Raw genomic sequence first — 18,136 nt, 5'->3', positions numbered from 1 at the left:
GACCCGCCGGCCCCGCCGGCAAGGACGGCCGCGACGGGCAGACCTGCCCGGACGGGTACACGCTCCAGCCGCTGGCCGGCGACGCGAACATCCTGGTGTGCCAGCGGGCGCCCGCGGCCCCGCCGTCGGCACTGCACAGCCGAACCCGGTCCCGATAGACGAAGCCCCCTCCCGTCCCCCGCGATATGCGGGCGGACGGGAGGGGGCTTCTTTGCCGTGTCCGGCTACTGTTCTGGTGTCGAGTCAGAACGGAGCCCAGTATGCACGCTCTCCCGCACGACCACACCGGCGCACGCATCAAGCGTCTGCGCCTCGAACGGCACCTCACTCAGAAGGCCCTGTCGGAGCTCTCCCTAGTCCCGTACGGCACCCTCACGAAGGTGGAGCAAGGGGTTACGGCAGCCTCGCCCTACGTCATCGCCTGCGTCGCCCGCGCACTGCGGGTGGAGGTGGCCACAGTCACCGGCCAGCCGTACGTCACCGAACTGCGCGCGGACCAACTGGACGTCCTGATCCGCCCCATCCGGGAAGCTCTGGACGTCTACGACCTCGGCGCCGACCCGTCGATCTCCCCGCGCCCGCACCAGCTGATCGCCGACGACGCCGAAGCCCTGCTCGTCTCGGTCCGCGCAGGCGACATCAAGCAGGTCGCCACACTCGTCCCCGGCCTGGTCGAAGAGGCCACCACCGCCGCACACGCCGCCCCGTCGCGCGAACGCTGGCTGCTCCTCGCCAGCCTGTACCGCACCTGCTATGACGTCGCCTCGAAGCTCGGTTACGCGGACCTCGCCACGATCGCCCTGGCTCGCATGGACTGGGCAGCGCATCGCGGCAGCGACGCGGTGTTCGGCGGCATGTACCGGTACATGCGCGCCCTGACCTACCTCCGCTCCGGCGAGTACCGCACCGGGCAACGCCTCATCGACCTTGGGCTGTGCACTCTGGAGCAGGCCGACGAGGGACGCGAGCGGAGCGTTCTCACCGGTCAGCTCCACCTTGGTGCTGCGGTGATGGCTGCCCGATCGAAGAACGGCGACGTCGCTGAGGACCACCTGGCCGAGGCCGACAGGATCGCCGCTGGCACCGGCGAGGCGGTCACCGTGCACTGGCTGGCGTTCGGCCCGACGAACGTTGCCGTCCACCGCGTGAGCGCGCTTGCCGAGCTAGACGAGTACGGTTCCGCCGCCGTGCAGGGCACCCATGTCCGCATCCCGCACGACTGGCCGGCGTCCCGGAAGTCGCACCACTTCGCCGAGTTGGCCCGGGCGCAGATGTGGACGGGCGATCTCGACGGTTCATTCCGGAATCTGCTGGCCGCCCGGAAGGCGGCGCCGCAGCAGGCCCGGTATCACCAGACTGTCCGCGAGACGTACGCGGGACTGGAGGCGGCGCGCCGTCAACTCCCGGACAGCTTCCTGTCGTACGGGTCCTGGCTGGGCGCATAGCACTGAGTGAACCGTTGGCCCCGACTATCCGAAACGGCGGATAGTCGGGGCCTTCCCGCGCCTCCACCCTGGTTGCACGCAGTCGCCGAGACGACAGGGAGCAGCAGCGTGGACGAGCAGCCGCAGCACGACAGGCCAACCGACACAACCGAGGTGGTCCTCGGCCCGCTCGTTGTCGAACTCGCCGACGCGGTCGAGTGCCAGATCGAGGAGGACGCCCGTCGGGACGTCTCGTACGCGCTGGGTCTGCGCCATCGCCCCGACTCGGTCGCGCTCGCCGATCTGACGGACCGCCTCCTGACGCACTGCATCGCCTTGGCCCCGTTCATCGAGCTGATCCCGGAGGCCGAGCGGCCCCAGCGCGGGACGGCCGCGTTGACCGCGTGGGCCCGGCTGCGTGAGGCCGGCCCGGAGGACGGGCCGCGGGGGAACTGGTCGTACGCTCGCGGCCTCGCGGTCGCCGCACACGACATGGTCGAGGCGCTGCGCGAGCGCCGCCGGACCGCCCGGACCGCGCGGTTCGTCGGCCGGGAGACGCTCCCGCCGGTCGCCGCGGACACGCCGTGAGCGATCTGCAGCGCCAGGTCATGTACGTCCTGGCTGTAGCCGCAGTGCTCGCTTACATCGTCATCGGCGTCACCATCTGACGGCCCTCCCCGCGCCCGTCCGGTCCATAGGATGGGCGGGCCGCCACGAGAGGAAATGATCACAAATGCGACCCCAGCGCTTCACCGACTACGTCCTCGACCTCACCAAGAACACACCCGGCGTGACCCGCGTACAGACCCTCGCCGAGGCGGGCGACACGAAGCACCCGTTCGGCCTGGCCATCACGGCAACTGGTCGAGAGACGCGCTGGCAGGTCACCGGCCAGCTGCCCGACGGAGCGAAGCACGAGGGCTTCGCGGACACCTCCGTGACCGGCACCCCGGCCCCAGCGATGGGTGACCCGGCGGCGGCCGACTCCCCCGAGGCGTGGTTCGCGGCGGTCCTTGCCGCAGCCGAGTGTGCGGAGATCGCGACGATCGAGCGATGGTCCACTGCCGAGAACCCGACCAGCCAGGGCGTGACGGTCGGCTTCCACAACGGCGCCCGGGTCTTCGTGCGCCAGCTCTAGACCCTCTCCGGCCTCTGGCCGGGGAGTGCACATCGCACCACCGTCAGCACCACCTACACCAGGAGGACCTGATCGTGAGCAAGCGATTCGACCCGGCCGAGGTTGAGGGCAACTGCCCCGTCTGCGGCGCAGGCGTAGGAGCGTCGACAGGCCAGCCCACCGCGATGCACCAGCGCGGCGGCACTGGCACCGAGACGTGCCCCGGGAGCGGCCAGCCCGCCTTGTAGTACCCGTAAGCCAGCCCCGGCCGACACCGTTCCCCCACGGCCGGCCGGGGCTACTTCACGAGCTCGACGAGGGGGACCTGAAGGGCAGCTGCGATTCGGAGGAGGTCGCCGTACCGCGGGTCGCTGGTTCCCGCCTCGATCCGCTGGAAGGTCCTGCGGTCGATATCGGTCATCTCCACAAGAACCTCCTGGGTGTGCCCCTTCTGCGTACGGAGGTCGCGGATGCGGCGCCCAAGGGTCCGCCGTTGTTCGTGGACCCATGAGGGTTGTTCGCGAGGCACTCGACAACGCTGTGACCTGCGTGATCCGATGTCAGCGTCAGCAGTGACGCTTTTTGTGATCTTGCTTCCACCCTGAGCGGGCCGTCCGTTCGCCGAGCACCCCCGGCGAGCGGGCGGCCCTTCTTCACGTCAGCGGCCCCGGCGTGCGGGAGAGTGGGAGACGAAATGGGAGATGATCATGGGAAGTAGATGCACAACGCTGCGAGTTCCTGCTAGATACTGCTAGATACCGTCAACAGGAAACCGCAGGTCAGACGAAGATGCCCAGGTCGCAGACACACGGGCTAACCGACCCAACAGATCGACCGCATCTTCTGGGAGACGAAGAAGGCCTGACCTTCCTCACTCCTGACCCGAAGGGGCCCGGCCGCCTGGCGGACGGGCCCCTTCGGCGTTCCCGCCGCCGTCCCGCCGCCGCCCTCCGCCGTCCCGTCCCCGCCCCTGAAGTCGGCGGCAAGGTTTCGGCAAGCCGGCCGCAAGGGGGTGGACGTGGTGGGCGGGAAGGTTCGTCGGCGGACTGGCCGCGCAACCGGAGACGGGGGCTTCGATGGACGTAGTGGACAGGAATCCGGCGCAGTGGGTGACCCTGCAGGGGTGCCGGAGGGTGCTGGTGGTGGTGCATACCGAGGTGTACGGGAGGCGGTTGCGGGAGTTGTTGCCGTTGCTCGCGGCGGATCTGCGGGTGCAGGTGGCGTTCACGGTCGCGCCGCACGCCTTCAACGGCGGGGCGCTGCGGGCGCTGCGCGGGCTCGGTGGGGTCGTGCTGCCGTGGGAGGAGGCGGTGCGGACCGAGTTCGATCTCGCGCTCGCGGCCGGCTCGCAGGGAGTGGAGCAGGTGCGGGCGCCGCTGGTGCGGCTGCCGCACGGGGCCGGGCACGGGAAGTTGCAGCGGGTCGCCGATGTGCGGGAGGACGGCGAGGCCCGGGGTGTGGGCGGGATGGGGCGGTCCTATCTCATGTGGGGCGGGCGGGTCGTGCCCGCCGCCTACGCCGTGGCGCATCGGGAGGACCTGGAGATCCTGCGCGAGTCCTGCCCCGAGGCCCTGCCCGTCACCGAGGTCGTGGGCGACGGCGTGCACGACCGGATCGCCGCGAGCCTGCCGCTGCGCGAGCGCTACCGGCTCGCGCTGGGGCTGCGTCCCGGGGAGCGGCTGGTCGTCGTCTCGTCGACGTGGGGGCTCGGCTCCTCGTTCAACCGGCTGGACGCGCTGCTGCCGCGGCTGCTCGCGGAGCTGCCGGAGCGCACGTACCGGATCGCGGTGCTCGTCCACCCCAACGTCTGGTCGGGTCATGGTGACTGGCAGGTCCGGGCCTGGCTGACCGGCCTGCGGCGCCGGGGCATCACGCTCGTGTCGCCGGGTGCCGACTGGCGGCCGTTGCTGGTCGCGGCGGACTGGGTGATCGGCGACCACGGCTCCGTCACCCTGTACGCGACGATGACGCGCGCGGCGATCCTGCTGGCCCGGTTTCCCGAGGAGGACGTCAACCCGGTGTCGCCCGGCGCCGAACTGGCCCGGGTCGCCCCGGCGCTCTCCCCCGCGCACCCGCTGGCGGAGCAGCTGGCCTACGCGGAGGCGACGTACCCGGCGGAGGCGTACGCCCGGATCTCGGGCCGGATCTCCTCCGAGCCCGGGCGGTTCAACACCAACATGCGGCGCCTGCTGTACCGCATCCTCCGGCTCGGCGAGCCCGCGTACGCGCCGGAGACCGCCCCGCTGCCGGACCCGCCCGCGCTGGACTCGGGCAGGGACGAACCGGCGGGGACGGACGGTCCGTCGGGGGTGTGCGCGTGACCACCGCGGCGGCGGCGGTCACGCATCCCGACGAGTTGGTCTGTGTCGAGCTCGACAGCGGCGCCGGCGAGGCCTGGCTGCAGTGTGCGGACGTGCTGAGCTCCCGGGGCTCCTTCCCGCATCCGGCGGCCGTACGGCTCGCCCGCTCCGTGCTGCTGCGGTATCCGGGGTGTCTGCTGACCGTCGTCGCGCGCCGTGAGGGCGGGTTCGTCATCGGGCTGCGGGCGACGGGCGGGCTGGTCGTCCTGTTCGTCGTCAGGGGAGGGGGCCCAGCTCGGTGAGGCGGGTGCGGAGGCGGGCCGCGTCGGATTCGCTGACCGGTTCGTAGAGCGCCAGGGACCGCTCGTACCGGTCCCTGGCCGCGGCCGGGTCGCCGCGCAGGGCCGCGCTCTCGCCCAGCATGTCCAGGGTCCTGGCCCGCCAGTGGACCGATCCCGTCGCCGCGAACTCGTCGAGCGCCCGCAGGAGCACCGTCTCGGCGTCCTCGCCGGTGGTGTGGCGCGCCCCGGCGCGGGCCAGCGCCAGCCCGAGGAGCGCGAGCGCGCGGGCCGCGTCGTACGGGTCGGGCACCGCCAGGAGGGTGGCCCGGGCCTCGGCGAGCGGGGTCAGGGCGTCCCCGGGGCGGCCCGCCGCCAGAGCGGCGTCCCCGAGGCAGATCCGGGTCATCGCGGCGCCGCGCCGGTAGCCGATGGCCTCGCGCAGGGCGAGGGCCTCGGTCAGGTACGCGGTGGCCTCGTCGAAGCGGCCGGCCAGCAGGTGCGACTGGCCGAGGCCGTGCAGGGCCTGGGCCTCGGCCTTGCGGTCGGCGTCCGCGCGGGCGCCGTGCACCGCCTCGGTGAACCAGGCGACGGCCTCGTCGGAGCGGCCGGCGTTGCGCAGCCCGACGCCGCCCGAGGTCAGCATGCGGCTGAGCCCGCGCCGGTCCCCGGCCCGCTCGGCGGCGGCGCGGCCGATCACGTGCGCCTCGACCCACAGGTCGTACGGGCGCAGGCGCAGGAAGAGCGGCCACATGGCGTCGGCGAGCTGCCACGCGGTGGCGTCCCAGCCGTGTTCGGCGGCGGTCCGCAGCGCGGCCATCAGATGGAAGCGCTCGGTGTCGAGCCAGCCCAGCGCCCCGGCGGCGGTGTCGAAGGGCGGCCGGTGCCGGGGCGGGAAGGCGTAGTCGCGGCGCAGGCTGCGATGGCTGGGCGTGAGCAGTTCCTCGGCGGCGGTCGCCGCGGCCAGGTAGTGGTCCACGACCCTGCGGACGGTCTCCCTGCGGGCCTCCGGTTCCTCGGTGGCGTCGGCGAGCTGACCGGCGTGGGCGCGGACGAGGTCGTGGAAGCGGTAGCGCCCGAGGCCGGTGGTGTCGTCGGGTCCCAGGTCCTCCAGGAGGCTCACCTCGGCGAGGTCGTCGAGGAGCCGGTCGCCCTCGTCGGGCCCGACCGCGCAGGCCGCGGCGGCGACGGGCCCGTTGAGGACGGTGACCGGCGGCAGGCCCAGTCTGCGGTAGCCACGGGCGAGTTCGGGGGTGAGCTGGTGGTACGAGGCGTCGAGCGCGAGCCGTACCGCGGCTTCCCCGCCGAGGCTGAGCGCGGCGAGCCGGGACGCGCCGGATCCGCCCAGCGCCCCGGCCATGGCGGAAAGGGACTGCTGGGGTCGGGCGGCCAGCCGGGCCGCGGCGACGGAGACGGCGAGCGGCAGTCCGGCACAGAGGGCGGCGACCTCCTGGGCGGCCTCGGGTTCGCGCCGTACCCGGTCGGCGCCGATCCGCCCGGCGAGCAGCCGGACGGCGTCGGCGGCGGACAGCACGCCGAGCTGCTGGAAGGAGGCGCCGTCGATGCCGAGGGCGGTGAGCCGCCGGCGGCTCGTGACGACGACGAGGCTGCCCGGGGAGGAGGGCAGCAGGGGGCGGACCTGGGCGGCGCTGAGGGCGTTGTCGAGCATGACGGCGAGCCGGAGCCCCGCGGTGTGGGAGCGCCACAGGGCCGCCGACTCGGCGGGTTCCGCGGGGACCTCCTTGACACCGATCGCCCTGAGGAAGCGTCCGAGGATCTCGCCGGGGGCGGCGGGCCCGCCGTCGGGGAGGTGGCCGCGCAGGTCCGCGTAGAGCTGCCCGTCCGGGAAGCGGTCGCCGAGGCCGTGCAGCCAGCGGGTGACGAGCGAGGACTTGCCGACCCCCGCGGGTCCGCTGACGACCGTGAGGAGGGGGCGGGCGCCGAGCTGCGGAAGCAGGGCGTCCAGCAGCGCGAGGGCGTCCGTGCGGCCGGTGAAGTGCTCGGGATCGGGAAGGAGTTGCCGGGGCACCTGCCGTGCGTCCGCTCGGGGCGGGGCGGCGGGAACCGGCGGTACGTGGATGTGGACGCCGCCCTGGACCTCGCCGGCCTGGACGACCGGGCCGAGGACGGTGGCGGCACCGGTCACGGCGTTGGCCGTACGGGTCGTGCCGGGCGCCTCTGGTGAGCCGGGCACTCCCGGTGAGCCGGGCACTCCCGGTGCGCCGGGCACTCCCGGTGCGCCGGGCACTGCCGCTGCGCCGGCGCCCGGGCCGGACGGCGCGCCCTCCGCTCCCCCCGAGCCGTCCGCCCTCCCCCCTCCCTCCAGGACCGTGGCCGCCCAGTCCCCCAGGACGCCCGCGAGGCGCGGGTCCGTGGCCGCGGCGCTCGCGAGCCGCCCGGCCAGTTCCGCGCGGGTGGCGGGATGGGCCGTCGGCCCGCCGCGTAAGAGATCGGCGACCGCCGGGTCCGTGTCGAGATCCCTGAGCCGGTCGGCCAGAACGCGCCACATTTCGGGGCGTGCCGCCCCGTGGAGCAGGGCAGTGGTGAGCCGTGGAGCCGTCACGGGTTCCATATCTTCCGTCTCCCCCCGTATGTCCGTCGGCGCCTATGACTCTGGCCTTCTTGGACGGCATGACCCCTACCCTCAATTGACCCAAATCAGACCGAACGCTCTGATCAATCGAGATCAACAGATCATTCTGGCCAAGCAATTTGATCGAGTGGCGCCATCTTTTGACCGAGTTGGCATCGTGTCATCCTTTGGCCTCTACAAGCGAGTGCAGGCACACACGTGCGGGCCTACCGGCGATAGGGGGCGCTCGGTGGACTTCGGAATACTCCTGCTGGGGCCAGTCGAATTCCGCTTGGACGGAACCCGCGGCACGCCGGGAACACCGAAGGAACGGCTGACCCTCACCGCCCTGGCCCTGGACGCGGGACACCCCGTCACCCTCGACACCCTCGTGCACCGGGTGTGGGACGACCGGCCGCCCCGGAAGCCGCGCGCCAGCCTGCACGTCTACGCGGCGCGCATCCGGCGCCGCCTGCGGACCGCCGCGTGCCCCGCGCAGCTGCTCCAAGGGGCGCACGCGTACACCCTGGAGATCGACCCGGACCTGGTGGACTGGCACCGCTTCCGGCGCCTCTCCGACGAGGCCCGCGCGCTCGCCGGCGGCGGGGACACCGCCGGTGCGCTGGAGCGCCTCACCGAGGCGGACGGACTGTGGCGCGGCGAGCCGCTCGCGGGGCTCACCGGCCTGTGGGCGGAGGGGACGCGGACCCACTTCACCGAGAAGCGGCTCGCCGCCACGCTGACGCGGACCGCGATCGAGCTGGGCCTCGGACGCCACGCCGAGCTCGTCCCCGACCTGACGGCGCTGCTCGACGCGCACCCGACGGACGAGACCATCGCGGCCCAGCTGATGACGGCCGCCTACGGCTCCGGACGGCAGGGGGACGCCCTGCGCACGTACGACTCGGTCCGCCGCAGGCTCTCCGAGGAGCTGGGGACGGACCCCGGAGAGGCCCTGTCCCGGCTCCACCGGCTGGTCCTGGACCGCGCGCCCGTCGCCGAGCTGCTGCCGCGAACGGCGCCGTCCGCGCCCTCCCCCGCCGCACCCCACACCCTGCCCGGACACGGGGACCTCGTCGGCCGGGAACGGGAACTCAGGCTGATCACGAACGTCGGCGCCCTGGGAGACGCCGAGGCGGCGGACCCCGCCGGGGCGGGCGGCGGAGGGGTCATCGCCCTCCAGACGATCGCCGGAATGCCGGGGGTCGGGAAATCCCTCCTCGCCGTGCACGCGGCCCGCCTGCTCGCCGACCGCTACCCCGACGGGCAGGTCCTGCTCGATCTGCGCACCCATGCCCCCGGTCGGCAGGGCCTGAGCGCGCAGGCGGCGCTCTTCACCCTGCTGCGGGTCTTCGGGGTGGCGGCGGACTCCATCCCGTCGGACGCCGACGAACGCACCGCGCTCTGGCGCACCCTGCTCAGCAACCGGCGCGCCGTGATCGTCCTCGACGACGCGGCCGACGCGGAGCAGGTACGGCCGCTCCTTCCCGGCAGCTCCCCGTCCCTCGTGATCGTCACCAGCCGGCGGAGGCTCACCGGACTGCCCGGGATCCGCTCCCTCTTCCTCGACATCCTGCCCGCCACCGACGCCGCCGCCCTCTTCCGGCGCCTCGTCGGCGACGACCGGGTGCGGGACCCGGGGGACGTGGCGCGCATCGTCCGGCTCTGCGGGCACCTGCCGCTCGCGGTCGAACTGGCCGCCGGACGCCTGGCGTCCCGGCCCTCGTGGACCACCTCCCACCTGGTGGAGAAACTCATGAGAACACCCGGCAGGCTCGCGGAGATCCGGGACGGATTCCGGGAGATCGCCCGGGTATTCGAAATGTCGTACCACGCTCTGACTGAAGAGCGAAGGAAGGCGTTCCGCCTGCTGAGCCTGCACTTCGGAGCCACTTTCGGCCCCCATGCCGCGGCCGCTCTCACCGGCCTTTCCCTTGACGCGACGGAACGCGCGCTCGACTCCCTCCTCGACGATCATCTGCTGTCCGAACCTGCGCCGGAGAGATTCCAGTTCCACGACCTCGTCGGTGAATACGCCCGCATGCTCGCCTCGATGGAGGACCCGCCCGGCGAACGTGATCTCGCACAGGGCCGGTTGATCCATTTCTATCTGCACGCATCCCGGCGGGCCGCGCGTCTGATCCATCCGCGCCGATTCCGGTACGAACCCGCGGCGGCATCCACCGAGGGCGGTCCGTCGTTCGCGCTGCCCGAGTGGCGGGACGCCCAGGAGGCGCGGGACTGGCTCTCCCAGGAGCGCGCCGGTCTCGTCGCCGCCGAGCAGTGCGCGCGCACACGCGGGCGCCCGCTCGAAGCGGCGCTGCTCGCCGGGGCCCTGGCCGGCTTCCTGGAGGAGGACGGCCACTGGAGCGAGGCGCAGCGCATGCACGGCCCCGCCGCACGCCACTGGAGCGCGGTGGGCGACGCGCGGGGAGAGGCGTCCGCCCTCATCGACCTGGCCGGCGCCCAGTCCCGGGCGAGCCGCTACTCCCGCGCCCTGTCGAGCGCGCACCGCGCCCTGGACCTCGCCGGCGCGATCGGCGACCCGGAGACGGAGGCCGAGGTGCGGCACCTCCTCGGCGTCATCCACTGGCACCTCGGCCGGCACGGCACCGCGCTGACCTTCCAGAGCGCGACGCTGGAATTGCGGAGACGGACCGGCGACGCCTGGCAGATAGCCCGCTGCCGGAACAACATGGGGATCACGCATCTTTTCATCGGGGACTACGAGGCGTCCGAGGAATCATTCCACTCCGCCTTGAAGGGATTCCGTTCGTGCGGCGACGAGCGGGAAGTCGCCCGCGTCCTCAACAATCTCTCGGATTTACACATCCACCTCGGTGAGCGGAACACCGCGCGCCGCGTCGCCCTGGAATCGCTCGCCCTTCTCGAAAGAGTCGGAAGCGATACGGAGCGGGCGTCCGCCCAAGTGAACCTGGCGAACACGATGATCGCCGAGAGCGAATCGGACGAGATGCTGGCGCTGTACCGCGAGGCGCTTTCGGTCTTCCGAGGAGTGGGCGACCTGCGCAATTCGGCCGCCACGCTCCACAGCATCGGCGACGCCCTCCGAGCGGTGGGGCGCGTGACGGAGGCCGCCCTGCACTACAAGGGCGCATGGACGGCGGCAAGGGACATCGGGGCGGCGCACGAGGAGGGGGAGGCGCGGCGGGCACTTGAGGAGCTGAATGGCGAGAGTTAATACCTCTGGCATATTCACACGCTCCGCCGGGCAGTGAATTTAGCAGAAAGATCATCGCCGTGTTGCCGGTTTGCACGCGAGGCCGAGCGGGTGCTCAAATCCCGTCAAGCGCAACGAAGCGCCTCCGCACAAACTCGAGTGAGTGAAATGAAGAAATTCACGGCACACCTGGTCGTCTGCCTGGTCGGCACCGCCGCCGCTATCGGGGTGGCCATATGCATCCCGAGCTCGACGCCCGAAACGGACTCCCTCCTCGCCGTCTCCGTCGTCGACCGCACCTGAAACACCTTGGGCCCGGCACCCCTCCCGGGCCCTCTCTCATTCCCCGGTCGCCCGCCAGGAATACCGCCGCTTCTCCTTCGACGTCGCACCCAGCCGGTCGTAGAAGCGGATCGCCCCGTCGTTCCACGGCGGGGTCTGCCACTGGATCTCGGCGAGGTCGAGGGCGGCCGCCTCGGCGCGGACCGCCGCCATCAGCAGCGCGCCGAGGCCGTGGCCCCGGGCCGCCTCCGCGAGGTAGAGGCAGTCCATGTGGAGGTACTCGGCGGCGTCCCACGTGGAGAGCTCGGGGGCGCAGGTCGCGTACCCGGCGAGGGTCGCGTCGGGCAGCTCGGCGACCAGGCAGCGCAGGCGGGGGGCCGGGGTCGCGAAGAGCAGGCCGTGGAGGCGGTCGGCCAGGCCGGGGGCGGGGGCCGCGGCCTTCTCGTACGCGGCGTGCTCGGCGGCCAGTTCGGCGACGCGGGCCAGGTCCTCCGGGCGGGCGTGGCGGACACGGGCCGAACGGGCCTCCTGGGCGTACTCGGTGCTCATGCCGACATCATGCACGGTCCCGCCGTCCCGCCCGCGCGCAGCCAGCTCCGGTACGGGGCCGCGCCCAGGGCCGCCTCCCGGTAGGCGGCGGCCAGTTCGGCGTACGGGCGGTCGAGGGGGACTCCCGGTGCGGCGTACAGCAGGAGGCGGACGGCCAGGGGGTCGCCGCGCAGCGGCCGGACGGCCATGTCCTCGCGCGGGCCCGAGGTGGGCTGGCAGGGGGCGACGGCCTCGCCGAGGACGATGAGCGAGGCGGCGGTGTGGTAGTCGGCGTGCAGCAGGGGCGGGTCGAGGCCCGCCGCGCGCAACACGCGGTGCAGGCCGTCCCATTCGCCGTCGACGGCCGGGTCGACGGCCCACCGGTCGCCGGCGAGGTCGGCGAGTTCCACGACCTCCCGCCCGGCCGCCGGATGGTCGCGGGCCATGGAGATGAACTGGGGTTCCCGTTCGACGAGGACGCGCCCCTTGAGGCCCGGCGGGACCCGCAGCGGGCAGCCCTCGACCTCGTGCACGAAGGCCAGGTCCAGCCGGCCGGCCTCGACCGTGCGCAGCAGGGCGTGGGCCGAGACGTCCACGCGCAGGGCGATGTCGCGGCCCGGCAGTCCCTGGCGGAGCCGGCGGAGCCAGCCGGGGAGAGCGCGGCTCGCGGTGGAGCCGACCCGGAGCGCGGGGCCGCCGGTGCGGGCCGCGGCGGCCCGGGTCTCGGTGATGAGCGCAGTCATGCCGTCGACGAGGGGGCGCGCCCGGCCGAGGACCGTGCGGCCCAGCGGGGTGGGGTGGCAGCCGGTGCGGGTGCGGGAGAAGAGTTCGGCGCCCAGGGCGTTCTCGATGCGGCGCAGTTGGGTGGTCAACGAGGGCTGACTGACGCCCAGTTGGCGCGCGGCCTTGTGCAGACTGCCGGTGTCCGCGATGGCGCAGAGCGCCCGCAGGTGCCTGACCTCCAGCTCCATGGAGCCGAGATTAGGACGGGAGGGGCCGGGGGCACCAGATGGCCTCTCCTCCTCAACCACCGGTGTGTGCAGGGGAGTTGGCGGAAGGGTGATGTGTTGGTGTTATCGGGTGCTGACATCATTCCCACGCGCCCCGGCTCCCCCGACACTCTCCTCAACCCCACAGGAGGAGCCCCCCATGCGACACCCGAAGATCCTCACGTCCTTACTGACCGCCGCCCTCGGTGCCGGCCTCACCCTCTCCCTCGGCGCCGTTCCCGCCACGGCGGACGCGTCGCCCGCCCCGTACGCCGGCTACGCCGGGTCGAGCGCGGAGGCCAAGGCCAACCAGGCGTTCTTCGACGCCGTCATGAAGTCCGTGGCGAAGAAGCGGGCCGCCGCGCCTGGTGCCGCCGCCGTCACCGTGGTCTACAGCTCGGCCAACGCCCCGCGGTTCCGCAGTCAGATATCGCAGTCCGCGCAGATCTGGAACAGCTCCGTCGCCAACGTGCGTCTGGTGGAGGGGTCGAACCCCGACTTCGCCTACTACGAGGGCAACGACTCGCGGGGCTCGTACGCGAGCACCGACGGGCACGGCAACGGCTACATCTTCCTCGACTACCGGCAGAACCAGCAGTACAACTCCACCCGCGTGACCGCCCACGAGACCGGGCACGTGCTCGGCCTCCCCGACCACTACAGCGGCCCGTGCAGCGAGCTGATGTCCGGTGGCGGGCCCGGCACCTCCTGCCAGAACGCCTACCCGAACTCGCAGGAGCGGTCCCGCGTCGACCAGCTGTGGCGCTACGGCCTGGCCTCGGCGTTCAAGGCCCCGTGACCCGTGCCCTCGTGACCCCGTGATCCCCGTGATCCTCGTGGCCGTCGTGGCCGTCGTGACCTCGTGACGGTCCAGGAGGACAGAGAACCGGGCGAGACCGTCCCGACCCCCTCCCCGGGGCCGGGACGGTCTCGCCCGGTGGTGGTTTCCTGAACCCGTCCGTGCAGGTCAGGCGGCGGCGCGGAGCAGCCTCCGGACGAGCTCGGTACCGGGCGGGAGCTGGCGCCCGACCCGGGCGAGGGCCTCGTCGAAGTCGGCCCCGGCTATGCCGGATTCGAAGGCCGTGCCCCCGTAGTGCAGGGTCAGGCTCAGGTCCGCCCGTTCATGGAGCGTCAGCAGGCAGCTGAGGGTGGCCTGTTGGGTCGCGCCGTCCGCGACCACGGGGAGCGGGAGGTCCCACTCCAGCACGCATCCGCCGAGGGCCTGCCCGCCCTCGTCCACGGCACGCAGCGCGGCGAAGCCGGCGCCCTTGTACTCGATTCCCCTGATCCGGGTGGCCACATGGCCCCCGTCGGCCGCGATGACGATCGCTTCCGCTCCGAGGCGGTCCCGGTACCAACCGGTCCAGACTTCTGTCGACTCCGATGACATGCGCGGACTGTAGCGGTATGACCGGCTCCGGCGCGCGCCCGGTCACCCCGGGGCCGGACTTCTCCCGATCTCGCCGCTCTCGCCGTTCTTGCCGGTCACGTGCGTGCTCGCGGCTTCCGCGCCGTGCCCCGCGAGGGGCGCGCCGAGGGTCCGGGGGGACCGCTCGGCACCGGCCGGCCGGTCAGGCCCCGACGGCCGTTCCGGGGTCGGGACCCGCTCCGGTGCCGGTGCCCGTGTCGTCTCCGGCTCCGGAGCCTCGCCCCGGTCCGGCTCCGACTCCGGTGCCTGCCCCCGGCCCGGTGTCGGCTCCGGCGTCCTCGGGCTCGTACCGCTCGCACCGCGGGTTGCGGCACGGCTGGACCTCCCACTCCGGCACCCAGGCCCCGAGGACCTTGTGCCGCTGCGCGAGGACGCTCCGGGGCTGCCCGCAGGCCGGGCAGGGGTGCTCGCCCCGGGGGTCCCGCGTGGTGTGCGATGCCGTGTCGGCCATGCCTCCAGCCTAGGGCGCGGCGCCCGTCACCGCTTCTTGGTGTACGTCCGCACGACGACCCCGTTGGAGAAGCTGCGCACGCCCTCCAGCGCGAAGTCGCGGATGCCGAAGTCGGCGCCGAACATCGGCATTCCGGCGCCGTAGACCTGCGGGTACGACTTGATGACGAGCTCGTCGATCTCGTCGACCAGCTGTCCCGCGACCTGGGCCCCGCCGCAGACCCAGATGCCGAGGGAGCTGTCCTCGGCCTTGAGCTCGCGGACCCGGGCGACCAGGTCACCGGCGACCAGCTCGACGTTCGGGTCGGGCGACTCGGTGAGCGAGCGGGTCGCGACGATCTCGCGCAGGTGGCCGTACGGGCTGGTGATGCCGGCGTCCAGGGCGAGGCGGTACGAGCCGAGGCCCTGGATGACCGTGTCGAAGCGCTTGTTGGGCACGTCCGCGAGGCCGACGACCTCGCGGAAGGCGGTGGGGATCGTGTCCGGGTACTCGGTGTTCATGAAAGCGGCGTACTCCTCGTCCATGAACTGGAACATGGAGGAGGCGTCGCCGTGGGGGTCGCCGATGAAGCCGTCGAGGGTGCAGGCGACGTAGTACGTGAGCTTGCGCAAGCCGGGATCTCTTTCCTAGGGGGCGTGGCCGTGCTGACCACTGCGCCCATAGTGCTCCATCTGTAGTGGTTGCGCAAGCCCTTGTCGTGCACCCCCCACCGGGGTCAGCGCGTGCGCCGCGTCACGAACTCCGCGAGCGCCAGCAGGTCCCCGGCCGCCGACAGGTCCGGCACCGCCCGGGAGAGCTGCTCCACCGCGCGGGACATCCGCTCGGCCGCCTGGGCCTGGGCCCAGTCCCGGGCCCCGGCCCGCTCCACCGCGTCCGCCGCGGCCCGTACGGCTTCGGCGTCGAGCACCGGGCGCGCGTACAGCTCGGCCAGCTCCTCGCCCGCCGGGGTGCCGGAGACCAGCGCCGCCACGACGGGCAGCGACTTCTTGCGGGCGACGAGGTCGGCGCCGGCCGGCTTGCCGGTACGGCCCGGGTCGCCCCAGATGCCGATCAGGTCGTCGATCAGCTGGAACGCGAGCCCGGCCTCCCGGCCGAACGCGTCCATCGCCGCGACCTCCTCCTCCCCCACGCCCGCGTAGAGCGCGCCCACCGCGCAGGCGCAGCCGAGCAGGGCGCCGGTCTTGGCGGTGGCCATCGCCACCACCTCGTCCAGGCCGACCTCGCGCGGCCCGCGCCGCTCGAAGGCGCAGTCCGCCTGCTGTCCCGCGCAGAGCTCGATGATGCAGGCGGCCAGCCGGGCCGCGGCGGCCGTCGAGGCGGGGTGCGGGTCCTCGGCGAGCAGCCTCAGGGCGAGCGCGGACATGGCGTCGCCCGCCATCAGCGCGTCGGGGATGCCGAACACCGTCCAGGCCGTGGCCCGGTGACGGCGGGTCGGGTCCTCGTCGACGATGTCGTCGTGGAGCAGGGTGAAGTTGTGCGCCAGCTCCACGGCGGCGGCGGCCTTGACCGCGGGCTCGGGGTCCACTCCGAAGGCACGGGTCGCCGCGAGCACGAGGGCCGGGCGGATCGCCTTGCCGCCGGCCCCCTCGGCGGGGCTCCCGTCCGCGTGCTCCCAGCCGAAGTGGTACATCGCCACCCGCCGTATCGAGTCGGGCAACGACTCGACGGTGTTCCGCAGTTGGGGGTCGACGACGCTCCGCGTCCGGTCCAGGAGCAGCACGGCACCCTGTCCCCCGGGCGCGGCGTCCACGCTGATCGTGGTCATGTCTTCTTCGCTGTCGCTTTCTCAGGGTCCGGTCGGCGGCCCCGGTCAGTGGGCCGCGTACGGACGTCGGTACGGGTGTCGGTACGGAGGGGCGGGGGCCCGTCGGCAGGCCCCCGCCCCGGCGCCGGGTCAGTGCCGGCGGCTGATCTCCACGTTCTCCAGGACGCCCAGGGCGTCGGGGACGAGGACGGCGGCCGAGTAGTACGTGCTGACCAGGTAGGAGGAGATGGCCTGCTCGTCGATGCCCATGAAGCGGGCCGAGAGGCCGGGCTCGATCTCGTCGGCGAGACCGGTCTGGTGGAGTCCGATCACCCCCTGGTCAGACTCTCCGGTACGCATGCAGATGATCGAGGTCGTGCTGGCGCCCGTGACCGGGATCTTGTCGCACGGGAAGATCGGCACCCCGCGCCAGGCCTGGATCCGGCTGCCGTCGACGTCGATGGACTCGGGCACCAGGCCCCGCCGGTTGAGCTCGCGCCCGAAGGCGGCGATGGCGCGCGGGTGGGCGAGGAACAGCTTGGAGCCGCGGCGACGGGAGAGCAGCTCGTCCAGGTCGTCCGGGCCGGGCACGCCGTCGTGGGGCTGGATCCGCTGCCCGTAGTCGCAGTTGGCGAGGAGGCCGAACTCCCGGTGGTTGACCAGCTCGTGCTCCTGGCGCTCGCGCAGGGCCTGGACGGTGAGCCGCATCTGCTGCTCGGTCTGGTTCATCGGGTGGTTGTAGAGGTCGGCCACGCGGGAGTGGACCTTCAGGACGGTCTGGGCGACGCTCAGCGCGTACTCGCGCGGGGAGGCCTCGTAGTCCACGTACGTGTGCGGGACGACGGCTTCGCCGACATGGCCCGCGGAGAGGGAGATGGCGGCCTCGCCGAAGGAGTTGGTGCGCTGCCGGGGCAGTGCGGCGACGCCCGCGAGCTGGGCGGCGAGGGAGTCCGCACGCTCGGCGAGGGCGAGCACGTCGGCGCGGGTGAGCTCCAGGACGGTGCAGGCGGTGGCCGCGCGGGCGGTCCACTCCCAGGTGGCCTCCCCGTCGACGAGGGCCTCCTCGCCGAAGTAGGCGCCGTCGGCGAAGCTGCCGAGGACGGCCTCGTCCCCGTACGGCCCGGAGCCGACCTGCTCGACCCTGCCGTGGGCGAGGAGGAGGACCCGGTCGGTGCTCTCGCCGCGGGTGGCGATGACCTCGCCCGCCGCGAACGCGCGCTGGCGGCAGCGGCCGGCCAGCTCGGCGAGGGCCTCCTCGTCCTCGTATCCGCGCAGGGCGGGGAGCTCGCCCAGCTCGGCCGGGATGACGGCGACCCGCTCCCCGGTCTGGACGAAGGTGACGCGTCCGTCGCCCACCGCGTAGCTGAGCCTGCGGTTGACCCGGTAGGTGCCGCCGTGGACCTGCACCCAGGGCAGTGCGCGCAGCAGCCAGCGGGAGGAGATCTCCTGCATCTGCGGGACCGACTTGGTGGTGGACGCGAGGTTCCGCGCAGCGGCCGTGCCGAGACTCTTCTGCGGCGGCGTCCGGTCCGCTCGGACCTCGTCGTCAACCGAACCAACGGACATGGAACTCCCTCTCGTATGACAGATCTGCGAGAGAGAGCCTTTCAGCACGGAGAGTCGCCGCGCCATTACACAAAAGAGTGGGTGTGGGCGGCGTCCGGCTGGGCATGGCGCGCGATTTCCACTCGAACAGCGCACTCCGGTGCGCGCCCGTCCGCGCGCCCTTCGCGCCCCTTCACGCCGTCTCACCCCCCTTTGTCCTGATCCGCTCGCACACGGTCCGAACGCATGGCAGCGGAGCGCGCGGCTCCGGTACTCCGGAGTCACCGGTATCCCCC

Annotated in this window: 17 protein-coding genes; 8 read left to right on the top strand and 9 right to left on the bottom strand. The window is 72.8% G+C overall.

What is annotated here, in order from left to right:
- Nucleotides 1-260: 260 nt before the first annotated feature.
- The 3 genes from OG309_RS25220 (at nt 261) to OG309_RS25210 (ending at nt 2,562) form a co-directional block, all read left to right on the top strand.
- Nucleotides 261-1,445: a helix-turn-helix domain-containing protein gene (locus OG309_RS25220; RefSeq protein WP_329423970.1), complete on the top strand. Its 1,185-nt coding sequence runs from the start codon at nt 261-263 to the stop codon at nt 1,443-1,445.
- Between the two features lie 108 nt (nt 1,446-1,553).
- Nucleotides 1,554-2,012, top strand: coding sequence for a DUF6415 family natural product biosynthesis protein (locus tag OG309_RS25215; RefSeq protein ID WP_329423969.1), 459 nt, complete (start codon nt 1,554-1,556; stop codon nt 2,010-2,012).
- Between the two features lie 145 nt (nt 2,013-2,157).
- Nucleotides 2,158-2,562, top strand: a complete 405-nt coding sequence (locus OG309_RS25210; RefSeq protein ID WP_329423968.1) for a hypothetical protein — start codon at nt 2,158-2,160, stop codon at nt 2,560-2,562.
- A gap of 277 nt (nt 2,563-2,839) precedes the next feature.
- On the opposite strand, the gene OG309_RS25205 is transcribed toward OG309_RS25210, so the two are convergent.
- Nucleotides 2,840-3,070, bottom strand: a complete 231-nt coding sequence (locus OG309_RS25205) for a helix-turn-helix domain-containing protein (protein WP_329423966.1) — start codon at nt 3,068-3,070, stop codon at nt 2,840-2,842.
- 613 nt (nt 3,071-3,683) lie between these two features.
- Between OG309_RS25205 and OG309_RS25200 the strand changes: the two genes are divergently transcribed.
- Nucleotides 3,684-4,862: a hypothetical protein gene (locus OG309_RS25200; RefSeq protein WP_329423965.1), complete on the top strand. Its 1,179-nt coding sequence runs from the start codon at nt 3,684-3,686 to the stop codon at nt 4,860-4,862.
- On the top strand, nt 4,859-5,143 hold the full coding sequence (locus OG309_RS25195; RefSeq protein WP_329423963.1) for a hypothetical protein: 285 nt from the start codon (nt 4,859-4,861) through the stop codon (nt 5,141-5,143). The genes OG309_RS25200 and OG309_RS25195 overlap by 4 nt, the downstream gene beginning before the upstream one ends.
- Here the strand turns inward: OG309_RS25195 and OG309_RS25190 are convergent.
- Complete coding sequence (locus OG309_RS25190) at nt 5,118-7,691, bottom strand: ATP-binding protein (protein ID WP_329423961.1); 2,574 nt, start codon at nt 7,689-7,691, stop codon at nt 5,118-5,120. The genes OG309_RS25195 and OG309_RS25190 overlap by 26 nt on opposite strands.
- A 292-nt stretch (nt 7,692-7,983) precedes the next feature.
- Between OG309_RS25190 and OG309_RS25185 the strand changes: the two genes are divergently transcribed.
- Nucleotides 7,984-10,893: an AfsR/SARP family transcriptional regulator gene (locus OG309_RS25185; protein WP_329423960.1), complete on the top strand. Its 2,910-nt coding sequence runs from the start codon at nt 7,984-7,986 to the stop codon at nt 10,891-10,893.
- 147 nt (nt 10,894-11,040) lie between these two features.
- Nucleotides 11,041-11,175, top strand: coding sequence for a hypothetical protein (locus OG309_RS25180; protein ID WP_329423958.1), 135 nt, complete (start codon nt 11,041-11,043; stop codon nt 11,173-11,175).
- A gap of 36 nt (nt 11,176-11,211) precedes the next feature.
- On the opposite strand, the gene OG309_RS25175 is transcribed toward OG309_RS25180, so the two are convergent.
- The gene (locus OG309_RS25175) at nt 11,212-11,703 is read right to left on the bottom strand and encodes a GNAT family N-acetyltransferase (RefSeq protein WP_329423957.1); all 492 of its coding nucleotides are present in this window, start codon (nt 11,701-11,703) and stop codon (nt 11,212-11,214) included.
- The gene (locus OG309_RS25170; RefSeq protein WP_329423955.1) at nt 11,700-12,653 is read right to left on the bottom strand and encodes a LysR family transcriptional regulator; all 954 of its coding nucleotides are present in this window, start codon (nt 12,651-12,653) and stop codon (nt 11,700-11,702) included. Before OG309_RS25170 ends, OG309_RS25175 begins: the two co-directional genes overlap by 4 nt.
- Nucleotides 12,654-12,831: 178 nt before the next feature.
- Here OG309_RS25170 and snpA point away from each other — a divergent pair, with 178 nt between their 5' ends.
- Nucleotides 12,832-13,470 carry a snapalysin gene (snpA, locus tag OG309_RS25165; RefSeq protein ID WP_329423953.1) on the top strand — a complete coding sequence of 213 codons (639 nt, stop codon included), beginning with the start codon at nt 12,832-12,834 and terminating at the stop codon, nt 13,468-13,470.
- Between the two features lie 168 nt (nt 13,471-13,638).
- Here snpA and OG309_RS25160 read toward each other — a convergent pair whose 3' ends face one another.
- From OG309_RS25160 to OG309_RS25140, 5 genes are all read right to left on the bottom strand, one after another.
- Entirely contained in the window at nt 13,639-14,061 is a 423-nt protein-coding gene (locus OG309_RS25160; RefSeq protein ID WP_329423951.1) for a DUF6304 family protein, read from the bottom strand.
- Nucleotides 14,062-14,242: 181 nt separating this feature from the next.
- Nucleotides 14,243-14,551: a hypothetical protein gene (locus OG309_RS25155; protein ID WP_329423950.1), complete on the bottom strand. Its 309-nt coding sequence runs from the start codon at nt 14,549-14,551 to the stop codon at nt 14,243-14,245.
- A 26-nt stretch (nt 14,552-14,577) separates the two neighbouring features.
- Nucleotides 14,578-15,162 carry a dihydrofolate reductase family protein gene (locus OG309_RS25150; protein ID WP_329423948.1) on the bottom strand — a complete coding sequence of 195 codons (585 nt, stop codon included), beginning with the start codon at nt 15,160-15,162 and terminating at the stop codon, nt 14,578-14,580.
- Between the two features lie 104 nt (nt 15,163-15,266).
- On the bottom strand, nt 15,267-16,316 hold the full coding sequence (locus tag OG309_RS25145; RefSeq protein WP_329423946.1) for a family 2 encapsulin nanocompartment cargo protein polyprenyl transferase: 1,050 nt from the start codon (nt 16,314-16,316) through the stop codon (nt 15,267-15,269).
- A gap of 129 nt (nt 16,317-16,445) precedes the next feature.
- The gene (locus OG309_RS25140) at nt 16,446-17,861 is read right to left on the bottom strand and encodes a family 2B encapsulin nanocompartment shell protein (RefSeq protein WP_329423945.1); all 1,416 of its coding nucleotides are present in this window, start codon (nt 17,859-17,861) and stop codon (nt 16,446-16,448) included.
- Nucleotides 17,862-18,136: the final 275 nt, after the last annotated feature.

The sequence above is a fragment of the Streptomyces sp. NBC_01268 genome (assembly GCF_036240795.1).
In the GTDB taxonomy this organism is placed as follows: domain Bacteria; phylum Actinomycetota; class Actinomycetes; order Streptomycetales; family Streptomycetaceae; genus Streptomyces.
The sequence above is the reverse complement of the archived record's forward strand: the minus strand, read 5'-3'. Positions and strand labels throughout refer to the sequence as shown.

What these genes read in the sequence shown, in the direction of transcription:
- OG309_RS25155 (WP_329423950.1), bottom strand. Translation starts at nt 14,551, where the DNA reads ATGGCCGACACGGCATCGCACACCACGCGGGACCCCCGGGGCGAGCAC.
- OG309_RS25180 (WP_329423958.1), top strand. Translation starts at nt 11,041, where the DNA reads ATGAAGAAATTCACGGCACACCTGGTCGTCTGCCTGGTCGGCACCGCC.
- OG309_RS25160 (WP_329423951.1), bottom strand. Translation starts at nt 14,061, where the DNA reads ATGTCATCGGAGTCGACAGAAGTCTGGACCGGTTGGTACCGGGACCGC.
- OG309_RS25220 (WP_329423970.1), top strand. Translation starts at nt 261, where the DNA reads ATGCACGCTCTCCCGCACGACCACACCGGCGCACGCATCAAGCGTCTG.
- OG309_RS25145 (WP_329423946.1), bottom strand. Translation starts at nt 16,316, where the DNA reads ATGACCACGATCAGCGTGGACGCCGCGCCCGGGGGACAGGGTGCCGTG.
- OG309_RS25210 (WP_329423968.1), top strand. Translation starts at nt 2,158, where the DNA reads ATGCGACCCCAGCGCTTCACCGACTACGTCCTCGACCTCACCAAGAAC.
- OG309_RS25140 (WP_329423945.1), bottom strand. Translation starts at nt 17,861, where the DNA reads ATGTCCGTTGGTTCGGTTGACGACGAGGTCCGAGCGGACCGGACGCCG.
- OG309_RS25175 (WP_329423957.1), bottom strand. Translation starts at nt 11,703, where the DNA reads ATGAGCACCGAGTACGCCCAGGAGGCCCGTTCGGCCCGTGTCCGCCAC.
- OG309_RS25170 (WP_329423955.1), bottom strand. Translation starts at nt 12,653, where the DNA reads ATGGAGCTGGAGGTCAGGCACCTGCGGGCGCTCTGCGCCATCGCGGAC.
- OG309_RS25190 (WP_329423961.1), bottom strand. Translation starts at nt 7,691, where the DNA reads ATGGAACCCGTGACGGCTCCACGGCTCACCACTGCCCTGCTCCACGGG.
- snpA (WP_329423953.1), top strand. Translation starts at nt 12,832, where the DNA reads ATGCGACACCCGAAGATCCTCACGTCCTTACTGACCGCCGCCCTCGGT.